This is a genomic window from Sphingomonas sp. GW821-FHT12D09 (genome assembly GCF_058807215.1).
Genome location: NZ_JBXAQL010000003.1, coordinates 184,544 through 201,413 on the forward strand (window position 1 = coordinate 184,544; position 16,870 = coordinate 201,413).

Consider the following 16,870-nt stretch of genomic DNA (forward strand, 5'->3'; position numbering starts at 1 on the left):
TTTAGGGCAGGTTCTCGATCTTGCCGCCGCCCGGCTTCATCAGCCCATCCATCGCGCCGAAGATCTCGTCGGCCGAGGTGACCGGCGCGGGCAGCTCGAAATGTTTCGCGTCGATCTCGGCGGTGTCGAGCGACTTGAACTCGATCAATGCGCCCTCGGGCTTGGCGGCACCTTCCTCGACGGGCGTGATGCGCAGCGGCGTGCCCTTGCCGAACAGCTCGGTCAGCCGCGCCGAAAAGCCGGTCTCCTCGGGGAAGAGCGCGCCGAAGAAATCGGCCACCGTGCCGATGGCGCGGCGGAACACCGCGCCGACCGGCGAGAGCCGCGGATCGGCGCTGACGACGATCTCGATATGCTTCTTCTTCGACTCGTCGTCGCCCTTGACCATCAGCAGCTTCCAGGCCGCGCCCTGCTGGCCGGCGATCGCCACCGCAGCGCCCGGCGCGATGCCGAACTGGAACTCCTTGGCCTTGGGATCGGCTTCCTTGGGGATGAAGCCCTTGATCAGGTCGACCATCGCCTGGAGCTCGAAGACCTTGGGGCCGTCCTTCTCCTGGAGCACGATATAGTCGGTGCCGTCGCGGTGCAGGATCGCGAACTTGCCGCCCATGTCGATGCGCGAATTGCCGCCCGCGTCGACTTCGACGACCAGCTCCCCCTTGCCGCCCGCCGAATAGCGCGCAGTGACATCGGCCAGTGCCGGCATGGGCGCGAGCGCCAGGATCGTGGCCAGCAACAGCTTGGAGCGGAACATCGTGTCTTTCCCCTTTTGAACGCGCGCGATCATCCGCGATGTCGCGCGCGGCGGCAATAGCGGCTATCGGCGGGAAATGGCCGTGTCCCGCCTCGTACTCACCGACTTCCGCAACCACGAAGACGCCGTGCTCACGCCCGGCAGCGGCTTCGTGGTGCTGAGCGGCGAGAATGGCGCGGGCAAGACCAATGTGCTGGAAGCGCTGTCGCTGCTGGCACCTGGCCGGGGCCTCAGGCGCGCGCCGCTCGCCGAGATGGCACGGCAGGGCGGCAGCGGCGGGTTCGGCGTCGCGGCGCGACTGGGCGAGACGGACATCGGCACGGGCACGCAGGCCGGTGCGCCCGAGCGCCGGCTGGTGCGGATCAACGGCGCGGGCTCTGCCGCGACCATCCTCGCCGAATGGGTGAGCGTGCTGTGGCTCACGCCGGCGATGGACCGGCTGTTCGTCGAAGGCGCGAGCGAGCGGCGGCGGTTCCTCGACCGGCTCACGCTGGCGCTGGTACCCGGCCATGCGCATCATTCGACGCGCTACGAAGCGGCGATGCGCGAGCGCAACCGGCTGCTGTCGGAAGATGGCGCCCCCGATCCCGACTGGCTGAGCGCGCTCGAGGCGCGGATGGCCGAGCATGGCGCGGCGATCGACGCCGCCCGTCGCGACACTGTCTCCGCGCTGGCCGAACGGCTGGCAGCGCAGCCGGAAGGCCCGTTCGCGCGCGCCGGACTGGCGCTCGAAGGCTGGCAGGGTGATGGGGAGACATTGCTGCGCGAGCTCGCCGCCGGGCGCCGCCGCGATGCCGCCGCGGGGCGCACGCTTAGCGGCCCGCACCGCGCCGACCTGCTGGTCACGCATCTGGGGAAGGGCCAGCCCGCGCATCTATGCTCCACCGGCGAGCAGAAGGCGTTGCTGCTCGGCCTCGTCCTCGCGCATGCCGAGCTGGTCGCCGACCGCGCCGGCCGCACGCCGATCCTGCTGCTCGACGAAGTCGCCGCGCACCTCGACCCCGGCCGCCGCGCCGCGTTGTTCGATCGGCTCGCGGGGCGCGGCCAGGTATGGATGACCGGCACCGAGCCGGCGTTGTTCGAGGCGGTACCCGGCGGCGCGACGCGCTACCGAGTCGCCGACGGCGCGATCGCCGCCGAATAGGCTGGACGCCGGGCCCGTTTCTCCGCAACATCCGCGCACCAACGGGAGGGAGGATATCATGCCCGCATTGCTCATTCTCGGCACCGCATTGATGCTCGCGCCGGCAACCCCCGGCAACGCCCCCGGCGACAGGGCGATGCGCGCCTATCCGGCGATGCAGCACGATGGCGACACCTTCGCCGTCACCACCGACCGCAAGAACCGGATCGAGAGCTGCCTGCCGCTCGATCCGAAGATGGACGGCGCCAAGGCCAGGGCCGCCTGCGCCGCGCTCGCCATCAAGGGCGTTCCCGCCACCGTCACTCCGGCAGTGGCCAAGGGCACGCCGGACGACTGGTTCCCCTCCGCCGAGTATCCGGTCGATGCCTTGCCGGCCAACAGCAGCGGCGACGTCACGCTGATCTACGAGATCGACGAGCGGGGCGCCGCGACCAACTGCATGATCTACCGCAGCAGCGGCATCAAGCAGCTGGATGTCGCCGCCTGCGCCGCACTCGTGAAGCGCGCCCGGTTCAGCCCCGCCAGCTACAAGGGCAAGCCGATCCACGCCGCCGCGATCAGCACCTTCGGTTTCGACAGCCAGTAAGCACGGCGCAGGGGGCCTCGCGCCCCCTATTTTGCTTTCGTTTCGCGGTGCCCGACCCTATATACTCGGCATGGCAATTGACGACACCACTCCCGATAATACCCCGAACCAGAACAGCTACGGCGCAGACTCGATCAAGGTCCTCAAGGGCCTCGACGCAGTGCGCAAGCGCCCCGGCATGTATATCGGCGATACCGACGACGGTTCGGGCCTCCACCACATGGTGTTCGAGGTCTCGGACAACGCGATCGACGAGGCCCTTGCCGGCCACTGCGACAAGATCATCATCCAGCTGAACGCGGACGGCTCGGTCTCGGTCGAGGACAATGGCCGGGGCATCCCGACGGGCATCCACTCCGAGGAAGGCGTCTCGGCGGCCGAGGTCATCATGACCCAGCTCCACGCCGGCGGTAAGTTCGAGAACACGTCGGACGATAATGCGTACAAGGTCTCGGGCGGCCTGCACGGCGTCGGCGTCTCGGTGGTCAACGCGCTATCCGAGTGGCTGGATCTCAATATCTGGCGCGACGGCGAGGAGCATTACATGCGCTTCGCGTACGGCGACGCCGTTGCCCCGCTCAAGGTGGTCGGCAAGGCCGTCGACGAGAATGGCAACCCCAAGAAGGGCACCCGCGTGACCTTCCTCGCCTCGCCCACGACCTTCAAGATCACCGAATACGACTTCGAGAAGCTCGAGCATCGCTACCGCGAGCTGGCCTTCCTCAATTCGGGCGTCCGCCTGTTCCTGCGCGACGCGCGGCACGAGGAAGTGAAGGAAATCGAGCTCTATTACGAGGGCGGCATCGCGGCATTCGTGAAGTGGCTCGATCGCAACAAGCAGCCGCTGATGCCCGACCCCGTGGCGATCTCGGGCACCCGCGACGACGTGACCATCGACGTCGCGCTGGAGTGGAATGATTCCTATTACGAGAACGTCCTGTGCTTCACCAACAACATCCCGCAGCGTGACGGCGGCACCCACCTGGCGGCGTTCCGCGCGGCGCTGACCCGCACGATCAACAATTATGCGGACAAGTCGGGCGCGCTGAAGAAGGAGAAGGTCTCGCTCACCGGCGACGACATGCGCGAGGGGCTTACCGCCATCGTCTCGGTCAAGCTGCCCGATCCCAAGTTCAGCTCGCAGACCAAGGACAAGCTGGTCTCGTCCGAAGTGCGCCAGCCGCTCGAATCGCTGATGGCCGACAAGCTCGCCGAGTGGCTCGAGGAAAATCCCGCCGTCGCGCGCCAGATCATCCAGAAGGTGATCGACGCAGCCGCCGCGCGCGAGGCCGCCAAGAAGGCGCGCGAGCTGACACGCCGCAAGGGCGTGCTCGACATCGCCAGCCTGCCCGGCAAGCTCGCCGACTGCCAGGAGCGCGATCCCGCCAAGTCCGAACTGTTCTTCGTCGAGGGTGACTCCGCAGGCGGCTCCGCCAAGCAGGGCCGCGACCGCCATTTCCAGGCGATCCTGCCGCTGCGCGGCAAGATCCTCAACGTCGAGCGCGCGCGCTTCGACCGGATGCTGGCGAGCCGCGAGATCGGCACGATCATCACCGCGCTGGGCACCGGCATCCGCGACGATTTCAACATCGAGAAGCTGCGCTACCACAAGATCGTCATCATGACGGACGCCGACGTGGACGGCGCGCATATCCGCACGCTGCTGCTCACCTTCTTCTACCGCCAGATGCCCGAGATCATCGCGGCCGGGCACCTCTATATCGCCCAGCCGCCGCTCTACAAAGCGAGCAAGGGCCGTTCGGAAGTATATCTGAAGGACGATGCGGCACTCGACCAGTATCTGGTCGACGCCGGCGTTGGCGGCACCGTGCTCGATACGCAGGGAACGCAGCGCAGCGGCGACGATCTGCGCGAGCTGGTCGAGCATGCCCGCCGCATGCGCACCCTGATGCGCTATGTGCCGCGCCGCTACGATCCGATGATCGTCGAAGCGCTGGCGCTGGGCAACGGCTTCGATCCCAATGCGACGCGCGAGCAGCGCGCCGCGAGCCTGACCACCGTCGTCACCCGGCTCGACGCGGCCGACGCCGATGCGCGCTGGTCGGCGCGGATCACCGAGGATGGCGCCTATCATTTCGAGCGGCTGTGGCGCGGCGTGACCGATCACCACATCGTCGAGGCAGCCTTCCTGGTCTCGGCCGAGGCGCGCAAGCTGCATGGGCTCGCCGCGGAACAGTCGGCGCAATATCTGCTGCCCTCCAAGCTGGTCTCGTCCAAGGCGACCGCCGCGGCGGAAACCGCCGAAGCCCCCGCCCCGGTCGAGGGTGAAGAGGATGTGCCGGTGGTGGCCGGCAAGGGCGAGGCCCTGGTCTCGCGCCCGAGCCAGCTGCTCGACGCGATCCTGGCGTTCGGCCGCAAGGGCCTGGCGATCCAGCGCTACAAGGGCCTTGGCGAGATGAACGCCGAGCAGCTCTGGGAGACGACGCTCGACCCGACCAACCGATCGATGCTGGTGGTGCAGGTCGACCAGGCCGATGTCGCCGACGAGATCTTCACCCGCCTGATGGGCGACGTGGTCGAGCCGCGCCGCGAGTTCATCCAGGAGAATGCGCTCAGCGTGGCCAATCTGGACGTCTGAGCGATCTGACGGCATGTCTTCGAATTCCGGGGAGAATCACATGCCGTCACCGATCCGCATCCTGCTCCAGACGACGATTCCACCGGTTGCGGACGATTGGCATGTCGGCCGCTTCTCGATGCTGCGCGACTATCTCGCCGGGCTGACCGATGCGGATGGCGGCCCTCTGTGCGACGTGACGGCGCGCGACCGGGTGACGCCGAGCGGGCCCGATCCGGTGCTCTCGTCGATCGACGAATCGGATTTCGACGAACTCTGGCTGTTCGCGGTGGATACCGGCGACGGGCTCGATTCGGAGGATTGCGCGGCGATCGGCCGTTTCCGCGCGGCCGGGCGTGGCCTGCTGGTTTCGCGCGATCATATGGATTTGGGGAGCTCGGTCTGCACGCTGGGGGGCGTCGGCGCGGCGCATTTCTTCCACAGCAGCCATCTCGATCCCGATCCCAGCCGGCGCGTGATCGACGACCGCGAGACCAGCGATATCCTGTGGCCCAATTATCATTCGGGCGCGAATGGCGACTTCCAGGAGATAGCGGTGGTCGAGCCGCCGCATCCGGTGCTGCGCGACCGCGCGGCGCCGGACGGGCGGCTTCGCTACCTGCCCTCCCATCCGCACGAGGGCGCAGTCGGCGCGCCGGAGGATGCGGGCGCGCGGGTAATCGCCACCGGCACGAGCAAGGTGAGCGGGCGGGCGTTCAACATCGCCGTGGCGTTCGAGCCTTCGCCCGATGCCGGCCCGGCGATCGCGCAATCGACCTTCCATCACTTCGCCGACTATAATTGGGATCCGGCCAAGGGCTGCCCGAGCTTCGTGAGCGAGCAGCCGGGCGACGCGCTTGCGCAGTCGCCGGAAGCCCAGGCGTCTATCCGCACCTATGTCCGCAACCTGGCGCTGTGGCTCGCGGGCCGTTCGACCGACCCGCGCGAGGCGGAGCTGGACGAGGCGCTGGAGGAAAGCTTCCCCGCGAGCGACCCGGAGGCCTTTTACTAAGGTCAGCGTCCTGCTATTGAAAGTTAGTCGCAATAGAATTAGCACGCCCCCGACACCATCACGGGGGCCGCCATGCGATTTGCCAAACTCACGATCCTCGCAGCGCTGAGCGCCGTTGCGCTGGGCACAGCCGCCCAGGCGCACATGCCCTATCTGCTCCCCACCCTGTTCGACGTTGGCAAGGGCGACCACGTCACCGTCACGTCGTCGTTCGGCGAGGATGCGTTCGTGCCCGAGATCGGGATGAAGGATGCGCCCTTCCACTTCATCCGGCCGGACGGCACGCGCGGCGAGGTGGGCGCGCCGACATACCTGCGCGACCTGACCATCTTCGAGGCCGATCTGAAGGCCGAAGGCACCTATCGCCTGACCACCGGGCAGCGGCTCGGGCGGACGGGCAAGATGTATTCGGTCGGGGGCAAGTGGATCATTGCCGGCGAGGACGGTGCGCCGCCGGCCGGTGCGCGCGAAGTGGCGGTGCAGAGCACGACGCTGGCCGAGGCCTATGTCACGCGCGGTGCGCCGAGCGCGGGTGCGCTGAAGCCGGCCGGCACGGCGCTGGAGGTGGTGCCGCTCACCCATCCGTCCGAGATCGCATCGGGCAGCGACGCCCGGTTCCGGCTGCTCTTCGACGGCAAGCCGCTCGCGGGCACCGAAGTCACGCTGTTCCGCGCGGCCGGCAATTATGACGGCAGGAAGATCGCGGCGACGGTGACGTCGGATGCGCAGGGCAATTTCACGCTGCGTCCCGTCGATTCGGGTGTCTACCTGATGCTGGTCCGCCACCGCACCGAGGCGCCGGCGGGATCGGCGACGCCTTATCGCAGCTACACCTATACGCTAGCGTTCGACGCCGCCTGAGCGAAGATGCGGCTCGTCGCCGCACAACCACGATATGGCGCACTATCGGCGCGCCGGTGTGGATTTGTTCACCGATCGGCGGCAGGCCCACCTCGGGGCAAGACGGGGTGCGGGCAATGGGGACAAGGTTCGAGCGCGGGGTGGCGGTCGCCATGGCGGCGATCCTGCTTTCGCCCTGCGCGATCTCCCATGCGAACGCACCCGGCCTGGCGCCCGCCGCCGCGATCGCCACGGGCGAGGCCAGCTATTATGCCGACCGCTTCGCCGGCAAGCGCACCGCGAGCGGCGAAGCCTATGACCCCAGCGACTTCACCGCCGCGCATCGCAGCCTGCCCTTCGGCACGCGCGTGCGCGTCACCGACGTCGAAAGCGGGCGCAGCGTGATCGTGCGGATCAACGACCGCGGCCCCTGGGGCAAGGACCGGCTGATCGACGTCTCGCGCGCCGCGGCAGACGAGATCGGCCTGGCCCGTCGGGGGCGGGGTACCGTCTCGCTCGCGCTGGCGGAAGAAGAGACCGAAACCGGCCAGGACTAACGAAAGGCCCAGCGCAGCGTGCTGGCGACACCGCGGGTGCCGATACGCACCGCTGGGGTCGCCAGGCCGGCGCCGGAAAGCCCGTGCATCGTCCGCGCCCAGCCGGGCAGCAGGTCGACCGCCGCGCCGAAGGTGAGCGCCTGGAACGGCTTCACCGCCGGGTTGGGCGCCGGCTGGTCGAGCACCATGCGCGCGACTTCGCGGGTGCGGGCGTCCACCACCAGCTCGGGGCGCATCCGGGCGATCAGCGCGTTGGCCTCGGCCCGGCTGCGGGGCACATCGACGGTGCCGAGCGCTTCGGCGATGCGGGCGAAATCGGCAAAATAGCTGTCCTGGTCGGCCATCGACATGTCGGGCTCGGCATAGCGGATCCAGGCGTCGAGGAAGCTCACCGCTTCGGTGACATGGACCCAGGCGAGCAAGTGCGGATCGTCGGCGGCGTAAGGGCTGCCATCGGGCAGCACGCCCTTCACGCGCGTATGGACTTCGCGGACCTTGGCGATGATCTCCTCGGCCTCGGCCGCCGAGCCATAGGTGGTCACCGCGATGAAGCGCGCGGTGCGGCGCAACCGCCCGAGCATGTCGCCGCGGAAGGTGGAATGGTCCCAGACGCCGGCGAGCACGGCCGGGTGGAGCATCTGGAGCAGCAGGGCAGTCACGCCGCCGACCATCATCGTGGTGACGTCGCCGTGCACGCGCCACACCACCGACTTAGGGCCGAAAAGGCTCTCGTCGGGCTTGCGCTGGACCGGCTTCTCGCCCCTGTCCTGGTCGTTGAACACCGCGCGCACCTGGCCGATCAGCGCGCCGCGCAGTCTCTTCGCAATGCCTTGTCCCGGACCCATGCTCCCAAGCTAGGGACTAACAGCTTTACCGCAACCGCCGGTTTTCGTTGCGGCGACAGACTGATAGGGTGTCATGACGCCAATTCCGGGGGTGATTCTTGTTACGATCGAAGCGATTCCGCGCTTTGGCGCTCGCCCTCGCCACGGGCCTGCTCGCCACCGCGGGCGCCGCGCAGATGCAGCCGATCTCGGGGGGCAGCGTGATGGCTTCGGTCGAACGGCTGCGGCCCGGCCAGTTCCTCTGGATGCCCGAGATCGCCCCCCGGGGGCCAATGCTGGTGGTGGTGAACATCGCGACGCAGCGCGTGGTTGCCTATCGCAACGGCGTGCCGATCGCGGTCTCCACCATCTCGACCGGGCGCGAGGGGCACCGCACGCCCACCGGGGTGTTCACGATCCTCCAGAAAGCCAAGTGGCACCGCTCGAGCAAATATTCGAATGCGCCGATGCCGTTCATGCAGCGGCTGACCTGGTACGGCATCGCGCTCCATGCCGGGAATTTGCCGGGCTATCCCGCCTCGCATGGCTGCATCCGGCTGCCGAGCGCATTCGCGCGGCTGCTGTTCGACGAAACCGAGCTGGGCATGACCGTGATCGTCACCAACCAGGCGCCGGCGCTACGGATCGGCGCCAATCCGCTGTCGCCCGCCTACCCGGCCGGGCCGGCGGTGTGGCGGCCCGAACTCTCGCGCTCCGGCCCGGTCTCGATCGTGGTCAGCGGCGCGGACCGGCGGATGGTGGTGCTGCGCGGCGGCGTCGAGATCGGATCGGCGCCGGTGGCGTTCGACGGGCAGATCGAGCGGATGCAGGCCTATGTGCTGCAGGACGTGGTCGCGGGTGACTATCGCTGGAAGCGCATGACGCTGCCCGGCGAAAGCACTGCAGGCGCCAGTGCCGCCGCACCCGACGCCGGCCGCTTCCAGGGGAGCGATCCCTTCCGCCGGGCGCTGGCCGAAGTGGTCGGGCCGGGCACGACCCTGGTGGTGATCCCCGACTCGCTCGGCCTCGGCGCCGATCTCGCGCCGCCGACCGAAGATCCCAGCGCACTGATCGAGAATGATCCGGGTGTCGGCGGATGGCTGGAGGACGCCTCGGTCACCGCACGTTAGCGCCGGACAAGCGAAACTTAACGCGCCCCCAAGCGCTTTGCCGTTGACCCCGTAACGTTTCGCAGTGCAGCAAAGCGCCCAATGGCTAGCCTCGCAATCGCAAATAACGAGGATGTTCGCTTCCTCGGTCGACTCCTCGGCAACGTGATCCGTGCCTATGGCGGCGAGGAGCTGTTCAAGCGCATCGAATATATCCGATCGACTTCGGTCGACCGCGCGCGCGGCGTGGCGGGCTCAGGCTCGGTGGATCGCGGGCTCGACCGGCTGAGCCTGGACGAGACGCTCGATTTCACGCGCGGCTTCATGCTGTTCTCGATGCTCGCCAACCTGGCCGAGGATCGCCAGGGCGTGGAGACCGAGAAGGATGCCGATATCGCCTCGGCGCTCAAGCGGCTGGAGGGTGAAGGCATCGGTCGCGAGGCAGTGATGGCGCTGCTCGATCATGCCTTGGTCGCCCCGGTGCTGACCGCGCACCCCACTGAAGTGCGCCGCAAATCGATGATCGACCACAAGAACCGGATCGCCGAGCTGATGCTGCTGCGCGACCGCGGCGTGGCCGAGACCGAGGATGGCGACCAGGTCGAGGAAGCGATCCTGCGCCAGATCGCGCTGCTCTGGCAGACGCGCGTGCTGCGCCGCGATAAGCTGGGCGTGGCCGACGAAGTCGAGACGGCGCTGTCGTACCTGCGCGACATCTTCCTGCCGGTGCTGCCCGCGCTCTATGCGCGCTGGGACCGAGCGCTGGGCGGGCGTGCACCGAGCTTCCTGCGCCCGGGCAGCTGGATCGGCGGCGACCGCGACGGCAATCCCTTCGTCACGGCGGACTCGATGCAGTTCGCGCTCGCCCGTGCCGGCGAAGCGGTGCTCGGCTATTATCTCGACGCGGTCCATGCGCTGGGTGCCGAGCTGTCGATCTCGACCGAGCATGTCCAGGTGAGCGAGGCGCTGCTCAAGCTTGCCGAGGCCAGCCATGACGAGGCCAAGAGCCGTTCCGACGAACCCTATCGCCGCGCGATCACCGGGGTCTATGCGCGCCTCGCCGCAACGCATGAGAAGCTGACGGGCAAGGTGCCGCCCCGCCCCGCCGCACTCGCTGCCGAGCCCTATGCGACACCGGCCGAGTTCCGCGAGGAGCTGGTTGCGATCGCCCATGCGCTCGCCGAAGAAGGTGACGGCCCGCTTGCCACCGGCGGTGCGCTCGGCCGGCTGATCCGCGCGGTCGAGACCTTCGGCTTCCACCTCGCCACGCTCGACATGCGCCAGAACAGCGCCGTGCACGAGCGGGTGATCGCCGAGCTGCTCAAGGCCGGCGGCGTAACCGACGACTATGCCGCGCTCTCCGAGGACGAACGCGTCGCGCTGCTCCGCAAGGAGCTGGCCAATGCCCGTCCGCTGACCAGCCCCTATGCCGAATATTCGGAGGAGACCGCCTCCGAGCTCGCCATCGTCCGCGCCGCGGCCCAGGCGCATGCCAAATACGGGCGCCAGTGCATCACGCACTACATCGTCTCGATGGCGCAATCGGTGTCGGACCTGCTCGAGGTCCATATCCTGCTCAAGGAAGCCGGGCTCTATATCCCGGGTGACGAGCCCCAGGCGCACATCATGGCGATCCCGCTGTTCGAGACGATTACCGATCTCGAAGGCGCGCCGGCGATCATGGAAGCCTGGCTCGCCCTTCCGGAAGTCGCGGCGATCGCGGCGAAGCGCGGGCACCAGGAAGTGATGATCGGCTATTCCGATTCGAACAAGGATGGCGGCTACCTGACATCGACCTGGCAGCTGTCGCGCGGCTCGACCGCGCTGGAGCCGGTGTTCGCGAAAGCAGGTCTCGGCATGCAGCTGTTCCATGGCCGCGGCGGCGCGGTCGGGCGCGGCGGCGGGTCGAGCTTCGCGGCGATCCTCGCCCAGCCCAAGGGCACGGTGCAGGGCCGCATCCGGGTGACCGAGCAGGGCGAGATCATCGCCGCCAAATACGGCACCCGCGAGAGCGCCCGCACCAACCTGGAAGCGATGGCGTCGGCAACCTTGCTCGCCAGCCTGGAGCCGGAAAAGCTCAACGCGGCCGATGCCGCGCGCTTCGCCGCGGCGATGGACCAACTCTCGGACACGGCGTTCAAGGCCTATCGCGGGCTGGTCTACGAGACCGAGGGCTTCCGTAGCTTCTTCCGCCAGGCAACGCCGATCGCCGAGATCGCGGGCCTGAAGATCGGCTCGCGCCCGGCGAGCCGCAAGAAGTCCGACGCGATCGAGGATCTGCGCGCGATTCCCTGGGTGTTCAGCTGGGCGCAGGCGCGGATCATGCTGCCGGGCTGGTACGGCGTCGGCCAGGCGATCGAGGCGTTCGAGGACAAGGGCCTGCTGCGCGAGATGGCGACCGCCTGGCCGCTCTTCGCTTCGACGCTGGCGAACATGGAACAGGTGCTGGCCAAGTCCGACATGGAGATCGCCGCGCATTATGCGGCTTTGGTCGAGGACGAGGCGTTGCGTGAAAGTATCTTCGGACGGATCCGCGAGGGCTGGCAGAAGACGCATGACGGCCTGCTCCAGGCGACGCGCCAGACCCGGCTGCTGGAGAAGCATCCCGGGCTGGAGACGTCGATCCGCCTGCGCCTGCCCTATATCGAGCCGCTGAACCTGCTGCAGATCGAGCTGCTGAAGCGCCACCGCGCGGGCGAGGAGGATCCTCGGGTTGGCGAGGGCATCCTGCTGTCGATCAACGCGATCGCGACGGCGCTGCGGAATAGCGGTTAGGTCCTCAAGACTCCCCTCCCTGCAAGGGAGGGGAATTCTGCTCGCTCAAGCCAGAAACGGCGCCGCCACTTCCTTCGGCACGCGGATCAATCGCCCGCTCGCCCGCTCGATGATCGCCCAGGTCGTCTTCGCCTCGACGCGAACCTTCCCGTCCGCGCAGGTGAACTTCATGTGCCGGTCGAATCGCGCCCCGCGCGGCGGTTCGGCGACCCAGGTCTCGGCGGTCACCGTTTCGCCCGCGGTGACATTGCCGCGATAATCGATCTCGTGGCGGGTCACGACCCACATATAGGCCTGGCTATGCTCGGGCGCGGCAATGGCATACCAATGTGCCACCGCGACATCCTGGATCCACTTCACCCACACGGCATTGTTGACATGGCCGAGCTCGTCGATGTCCTCGGGCCCGGCGGTGATCATGGCGGTGTAGGGAGTCATACGCGCCTTTTAGCTTAACCAGGTTTGGAAGCGCAGCCTTCATCCCCTGCGCCTATTCAGGCAAGATGATACCGCGCCGCCCTTCCCGCATCTTCCGCAGCCGCTGGGCCGCCTTGTTCTGGGCCGCGGGCGTGCTCTTCACCGCGGTGACCTTTGTCGGCATGGGCGACAAGGAGAGCCACCAGGCCGCTGCGGCGCTCCAGGATGCGACCGGCACCAATGTGAGCGACGCCGATCTGGCGGTGCTGGCAAACCTCGCCGGCGAATAGCCTAGCGGATCGTGGTGCAGGCGATCGGCGGCTGGCCGGGCGCTTCGAACGACATGGCGTCGCCCTTGCCCTGGAAGACCGTCTTCCCGTCCGAATAGCGGATGCCCGACGCCGTGCGCTGCTGCTGGAGCAGGATCGTCTGGCCCGCGCGGACCAGCATCGCGCTGCCTTTCTCCGAATCGAAGCGCGCGACGATGCGGTTCCCGTCGATGCAGCGGAAGCGCGCTTCGACGCGCTTGTCCGCGGCCCTGGTGCCGATCGGCGCCTTTTCGAGCGGTGCGGGCGAGGCGTCGTCGGTGACGTTGGTCACCTCCTGCACGACATTGGCGTCACCCGCCGGCGGTTGGCTGGTGCAGGCACCCAGCGCGAGCAGGGCAATCAGGGTCAGGCGCATCCGGGGGTCCAATTCGTCAGTCCGATATCTTCACGGGCGTAGCGAACGTCTAGCCGGATGCGCCTGTTCCGTCAGTCCTCGAGTGGACGATTTCCGACGAATCCCAATTTGGTGATGCCCGCGCGCTTCACTGTGGCGAGGATGCCGTCGAACCGCTCGTAGCGCGCCTCTGGATCGGTCTGCAGGTGGAGTATCGCCTGGGGGTCCTTCTGCATCGCGGCGAGCGTCGCGGGAAGCGCGGCATCGGGGATCGGCCTGCCGTCCCAGAACAGCGCACCACCCTGGTCGATGCCAAGCTTGTGCGGAATGGTCGGCAGGCCGGGGTCGCCGCCAACCGGCAAGTCGATCGGCACCTTGTGGGTGGCGATCGGGACGGAGAGGATCATCACGATCAGGAGCACCAGCATCACGTCGATGAACGGCGTGACGTTCATTGCGCTCATCGGGACGGGTTCGGGAATGCGGGCAAAACGGGCCATGGCACCTCTCCTCGCGATTATGATGATGTAACATATCATTTGATCGAGAGATGGCAAGCGGGCGTTCCGGGAGAGGAAAGAACGGTGTGGTGCCACCTCGCCGTCACCCCGACCTCGTGCCGGGTCCACCGGGAGGCAAGCGCAAGACTAGGAGTTCGAAGGTCAGCAGGTGCGGCACGGTGGCCCCCGGCACCAGGCCGGGGTGACCATGAAAGGATGCGTGCGCGGCCTAAGGCCTCAGCAATTCTCGTATTTCCAGTTCCGCCGCTTGCCCTCGCGCATCCACGTCACCGCGTCGGCGACGCGCTTGGCCTTGGTCTCCGGCCTTTTGGCCTCGGCGATCCACTCGCAATATTCGCGGCGGCAGCTCGGCGGGAACGCCTCGAACGTGGCGGTCGCCGCCGCATCGCCGGCCAGTGCTTCGCCCAGTTCGGGCGGCACGCCGATCTCGCCCTTGGGCGCCGCTTTCGGCCGGGCCGGCTTGCTCTCGCCCAGCTTCGCCGCCGCCTCGCGGATCAGTTGCTCGACCTCGGCGGCATCGGGCAGATCCGCCAGCGACTCGATCCGGCCGAACTGGCCCATCGCTTCGCCTTCCTTGCCGGTGGCGTTGTCCTGGCGGTTCCAGAAGCCGAAGCTGGCATGCGCCTTGAACGCGGCCATGTTGGCGAAGGGCTTGCCGCCGAGCGTGAAGAAGGGGTGCGACCATTTGATCGCCTCCTCAACTTCGGGAACCGCGGCGTGGAAACGCGCGCGCAGCCAGGTGAGGATCGGCCGCGCGAAGTCGGCGCGGCTCTCGATATAGGCATCTACCTTGGGATCGCGGGTCATGGGGCGGCATGCTCCGCCGCCCCAGGGCTCCCGTCAAGGTTCCAGCGCAGCCTCGTCGGCATCGTCGAGATCATCGTCATCATCGAGATCGTCCTCGTCGAAATCCTCCTGGACCTCGTCCTCGGCGATCACGCGATCTTCCTGATCGTCGTCGTCATCCTCTTCGCCGATCTCGTCATCGACCATGCTGAGGTCGTCTTCGTCATCGTCATCGTCGTCGCCGAGGTCGGGCGAGAGGTCGGTCAGCAGATTGCCGTCGCTCGGGCCGTCATTGGTCGCCTCGAGGATCTCGGCGCGCTGGCTTTCGTCATAGCCTTCCTCGTCGAACCCGTCGTCGCCCGAACCGCGTCCCGAAACCTGATGACCACCCATCTGCCTGACCTCATAGTTACACCCGCCACGGCGGCGAGCCTTGCAGTGCGAACGGCGGTGGCGCCCGAGCGTTCCCTAGCTGGGGCGGAACATCCGTCCGCGCTCCGTCACGGCTACTACCATGAATGCGGTGACGCCCATAAGCAGGAATCCGGCATAGATCGGCACGGTGGTGCCGTTGAACGCCTGGCCGATCGCCGCGCCGATCAGCGCCGAGCCGAGCGTGCTGACGAAGCCCTGCAGGCTGGCCGCGGTGCCGGCGATCTCCCCCATCCTCTCCATCGCCATCGCCGAGAAGTTGGAGGTAGACAGGCTGACACAGCCCATCATCAGCGCCTGGAGCAGGATGAAGCTCCACAGCGCTTCATGGCTGGCCCAGGCCAGGACGAGGTGGATCGCGGCGAAGGCGATCATGCCGACCAGCGCCGTATGCGAGATGCGGCGCATGCCGATCTTCATCACCAGCCAGGAGTTGGCGAAGGACGCGAGCGCCATGGTCGAGGCGACGCAGGGAAAGACCACGGCGAGCAGCTGGGGGGCGTGGAACACTTCGTCCATCACCTGCTGCACCGATCCGATGAAGCCGAACAACCCGCCCGAGAGCAGGGTGACGCCGAGCGTATAGCCCACTGCCTGACGGTCGCGCAGCATCAGGGCATAGTCGGCCAGGATGCGGCGCGGCTTGAGCGAAAGGCGCGCATCCTGCGCCAGCGTCTCGGGCATGCGCAGCCAGAACCAGCCGAGCACCAGCGCCGCGATCAACGCGACCGCCCAGAAGATCAACCGCCAGCTTCCCACGAACAGCACGAGCTGCCCGAGGCTGGGCGCGAAGATCGGCGCGGCCATGAAGACGATGATCGCCAGGCTCATCACCCGCGCCATCGCACGCCCGGAGAAACAGTCGCGGACCAGCGCGATCGAGACGACGCGCGCTCCGGCGGCAGAGGCGCCCATCGCCGCGCGGGCGATAAGCAACAGCGTGAAGCTGCCCGAAGCCGCGGCCAGCACGCTCGTCGCGACATAGAGGCCGAGCGCGATCGCCAGCACTGGCCGGCGGCCATAGCGGTCGGAAAGCGGGCCATAGATCAGCTGGGCGAAAGCGAAGCCGATCAGGAAGGCGGTGATCACGTACTGGCGGTGATTGGGCGCATCGACGCTCAGGCTCGCCCCGATCGCGGGCAGCGCCGGCAGCATCGAATCGATGCCGAGCGCAGTCAGCGCCATCATCGCGGCGATGAGCGTGACGAACTCGACAAAGCCGAGTGGCGCCTTGTTCTGCGCCTGCGTTGTGAGGTGCGGCTCTTCCATGCAGGCGCAAATGGCGCATCGCGGGCCGGGCGTCACCCCCTTGTTGCACCGGAAGCGCGCTTCGATTAGTGTGTTGCGCAGATAATACGCTCACGGAGACTGTCGATGCGCCCCCTGTTGCTGCTCCTTCCGCTCGCCCTCGCCGCCTGTGGCGGCAAAGGCACGTCGATCTCGATCAACGCGACTTCCGACGATGGCGAGAATTCGACCTTCGCGATGAACAACGGCACCGTGGCGATCAAGGGCGACGGCTTCGAGGGGAACTTCAAGGTCCCGCAGATCAAGATGACTGCGGACAATTTCGACATGGACGGCGTGAAGCTCTATCCGGGCTCGACGATCACCAGCTTCAATATCGACGCCCGGGACCATGCCGGCGACAAGAAGGACGAGGGCAAGGTGACGGCCGCCTTCACCAGCCCGGCCGCACTTGCCACCGTGCAGGGCTGGTTCCGCGACAAGCTGACTGCCAAGGGATTCAAATTCGCCGGCAAGGGCAATGGCTTTGCCGGCACCACCGAGGATGGCGAGGCATTCACCATCGATCTTTCGGCCGATAGCGGCGACAAGACCAAGGGCCGAATGGAGATCGTCGGCAACTAG

18 protein-coding genes are annotated in these 16,870 nt (G+C 67.4%); 10 read left to right on the plus strand and 8 right to left on the minus strand.

Annotation, left to right across the window (positions count from 1 at the left end):
• Position 1 precedes the first annotated feature (1 nt).
• Positions 2 to 754, minus strand: a complete 753-nt coding sequence (locus AC1RPL_RS14465) for a hypothetical protein (RefSeq protein WP_493070041.1) — start codon at positions 752 to 754, stop codon at positions 2 to 4.
• Positions 755 to 830: 76 nt separating this feature from the next.
• Between AC1RPL_RS14465 and recF the strand changes: the two genes are divergently transcribed.
• The 6 genes from recF to AC1RPL_RS14495 all read left to right on the plus strand — a co-directional run bounded on the left by recF (position 831) and on the right by AC1RPL_RS14495 (position 7,471).
• Positions 831 to 1,898: a DNA replication/repair protein RecF gene (gene recF / locus AC1RPL_RS14470; protein ID WP_493070043.1), complete on the plus strand. Its 1,068-nt coding sequence runs from the start codon at positions 831 to 833 to the stop codon at positions 1,896 to 1,898.
• A gap of 58 nt (positions 1,899 to 1,956) precedes the next feature.
• The gene (locus AC1RPL_RS14475) at positions 1,957 to 2,484 is read left to right on the plus strand and encodes an energy transducer TonB (protein ID WP_493070045.1); all 528 of its coding nucleotides are present in this window, start codon (positions 1,957 to 1,959) and stop codon (positions 2,482 to 2,484) included.
• Positions 2,485 to 2,554: 70 nt separating this feature from the next.
• Positions 2,555 to 5,083 carry a DNA topoisomerase (ATP-hydrolyzing) subunit B gene (gyrB, locus tag AC1RPL_RS14480; RefSeq protein ID WP_493070047.1) on the plus strand — a complete coding sequence of 843 codons (2,529 nt, stop codon included), beginning with the start codon at positions 2,555 to 2,557 and terminating at the stop codon, positions 5,081 to 5,083.
• Between the two features lie 40 nt (positions 5,084 to 5,123).
• Complete coding sequence (locus AC1RPL_RS14485) at positions 5,124 to 6,074, plus strand: hypothetical protein (RefSeq protein WP_493070049.1); 951 nt, start codon at positions 5,124 to 5,126, stop codon at positions 6,072 to 6,074.
• 72 nt (positions 6,075 to 6,146) lie between these two features.
• Positions 6,147 to 6,935 carry a DUF4198 domain-containing protein gene (locus AC1RPL_RS14490; protein ID WP_493070051.1) on the plus strand — a complete coding sequence of 263 codons (789 nt, stop codon included), beginning with the start codon at positions 6,147 to 6,149 and terminating at the stop codon, positions 6,933 to 6,935.
• A 116-nt stretch (positions 6,936 to 7,051) separates the two neighbouring features.
• The gene (locus tag AC1RPL_RS14495) at positions 7,052 to 7,471 is read left to right on the plus strand and encodes a septal ring lytic transglycosylase RlpA family protein (RefSeq protein ID WP_493070053.1); all 420 of its coding nucleotides are present in this window, start codon (positions 7,052 to 7,054) and stop codon (positions 7,469 to 7,471) included.
• Here AC1RPL_RS14495 and AC1RPL_RS14500 read toward each other — a convergent pair.
• Positions 7,468 to 8,316 carry an oxygenase MpaB family protein gene (locus AC1RPL_RS14500; RefSeq protein ID WP_493070055.1) on the minus strand — a complete coding sequence of 283 codons (849 nt, stop codon included), beginning with the start codon at positions 8,314 to 8,316 and terminating at the stop codon, positions 7,468 to 7,470. The two genes, AC1RPL_RS14495 and AC1RPL_RS14500, sit on opposite strands and share 4 nt — an antisense overlap.
• Before the next feature lie 125 nt (positions 8,317 to 8,441).
• Between AC1RPL_RS14500 and AC1RPL_RS14505 the strand changes: the two genes are divergently transcribed.
• Positions 8,442 to 9,425 carry a L,D-transpeptidase family protein gene (locus AC1RPL_RS14505; RefSeq protein WP_493070057.1) on the plus strand — a complete coding sequence of 328 codons (984 nt, stop codon included), beginning with the start codon at positions 8,442 to 8,444 and terminating at the stop codon, positions 9,423 to 9,425.
• An 81-nt stretch (positions 9,426 to 9,506) separates the two neighbouring features.
• A complete protein-coding gene (gene ppc, locus AC1RPL_RS14510; protein WP_493070058.1) occupies positions 9,507 to 12,179 on the plus strand; it encodes a phosphoenolpyruvate carboxylase in 2,673 nt (890 codons plus the stop codon).
• A gap of 45 nt (positions 12,180 to 12,224) precedes the next feature.
• Here the strand turns inward: ppc and AC1RPL_RS14515 are convergent, their stop codons facing one another.
• Positions 12,225 to 12,617 carry an acyl-CoA thioesterase gene (locus AC1RPL_RS14515; RefSeq protein ID WP_493070060.1) on the minus strand — a complete coding sequence of 131 codons (393 nt, stop codon included), beginning with the start codon at positions 12,615 to 12,617 and terminating at the stop codon, positions 12,225 to 12,227.
• 65 nt (positions 12,618 to 12,682) lie between these two features.
• On the opposite strand from AC1RPL_RS14515, the gene AC1RPL_RS14520 reads away from it, so the two are divergent.
• On the plus strand, positions 12,683 to 12,886 hold the full coding sequence (locus tag AC1RPL_RS14520; RefSeq protein ID WP_493070062.1) for a hypothetical protein: 204 nt from the start codon (positions 12,683 to 12,685) through the stop codon (positions 12,884 to 12,886).
• A gap of 1 nt (position 12,887) precedes the next feature.
• On the opposite strand, the gene AC1RPL_RS14525 is transcribed toward AC1RPL_RS14520, so the two are convergent.
• The 5 genes from AC1RPL_RS14525 to AC1RPL_RS14545 all read right to left on the minus strand — a co-directional run bounded on the left by AC1RPL_RS14525 (position 12,888) and on the right by AC1RPL_RS14545 (position 16,267).
• Positions 12,888 to 13,280, minus strand: a complete 393-nt coding sequence (locus AC1RPL_RS14525; protein ID WP_493070063.1) for an MliC family protein — start codon at positions 13,278 to 13,280, stop codon at positions 12,888 to 12,890.
• Positions 13,281 to 13,351: 71 nt separating this feature from the next.
• A complete protein-coding gene (locus AC1RPL_RS14530; RefSeq protein ID WP_493070065.1) occupies positions 13,352 to 13,759 on the minus strand; it encodes an ExbD/TolR family protein in 408 nt (135 codons plus the stop codon).
• Between the two features lie 237 nt (positions 13,760 to 13,996).
• Entirely contained in the window at positions 13,997 to 14,587 is a 591-nt protein-coding gene (locus AC1RPL_RS14535) for a YdeI/OmpD-associated family protein (RefSeq protein ID WP_493070067.1), read from the minus strand.
• Positions 14,588 to 14,620: 33 nt separating this feature from the next.
• Positions 14,621 to 14,959, minus strand: a complete 339-nt coding sequence (locus AC1RPL_RS14540) for a DNA primase (RefSeq protein ID WP_493070069.1) — start codon at positions 14,957 to 14,959, stop codon at positions 14,621 to 14,623.
• A gap of 75 nt (positions 14,960 to 15,034) precedes the next feature.
• A complete protein-coding gene (locus tag AC1RPL_RS14545) occupies positions 15,035 to 16,267 on the minus strand; it encodes a multidrug effflux MFS transporter (protein WP_493070071.1) in 1,233 nt (410 codons plus the stop codon).
• A 105-nt stretch (positions 16,268 to 16,372) separates the two neighbouring features.
• Between AC1RPL_RS14545 and AC1RPL_RS14550 the strand changes: the two genes are divergently transcribed.
• Complete coding sequence (locus tag AC1RPL_RS14550) at positions 16,373 to 16,870, plus strand: hypothetical protein (RefSeq protein ID WP_493070072.1); 498 nt, start codon at positions 16,373 to 16,375, stop codon at positions 16,868 to 16,870.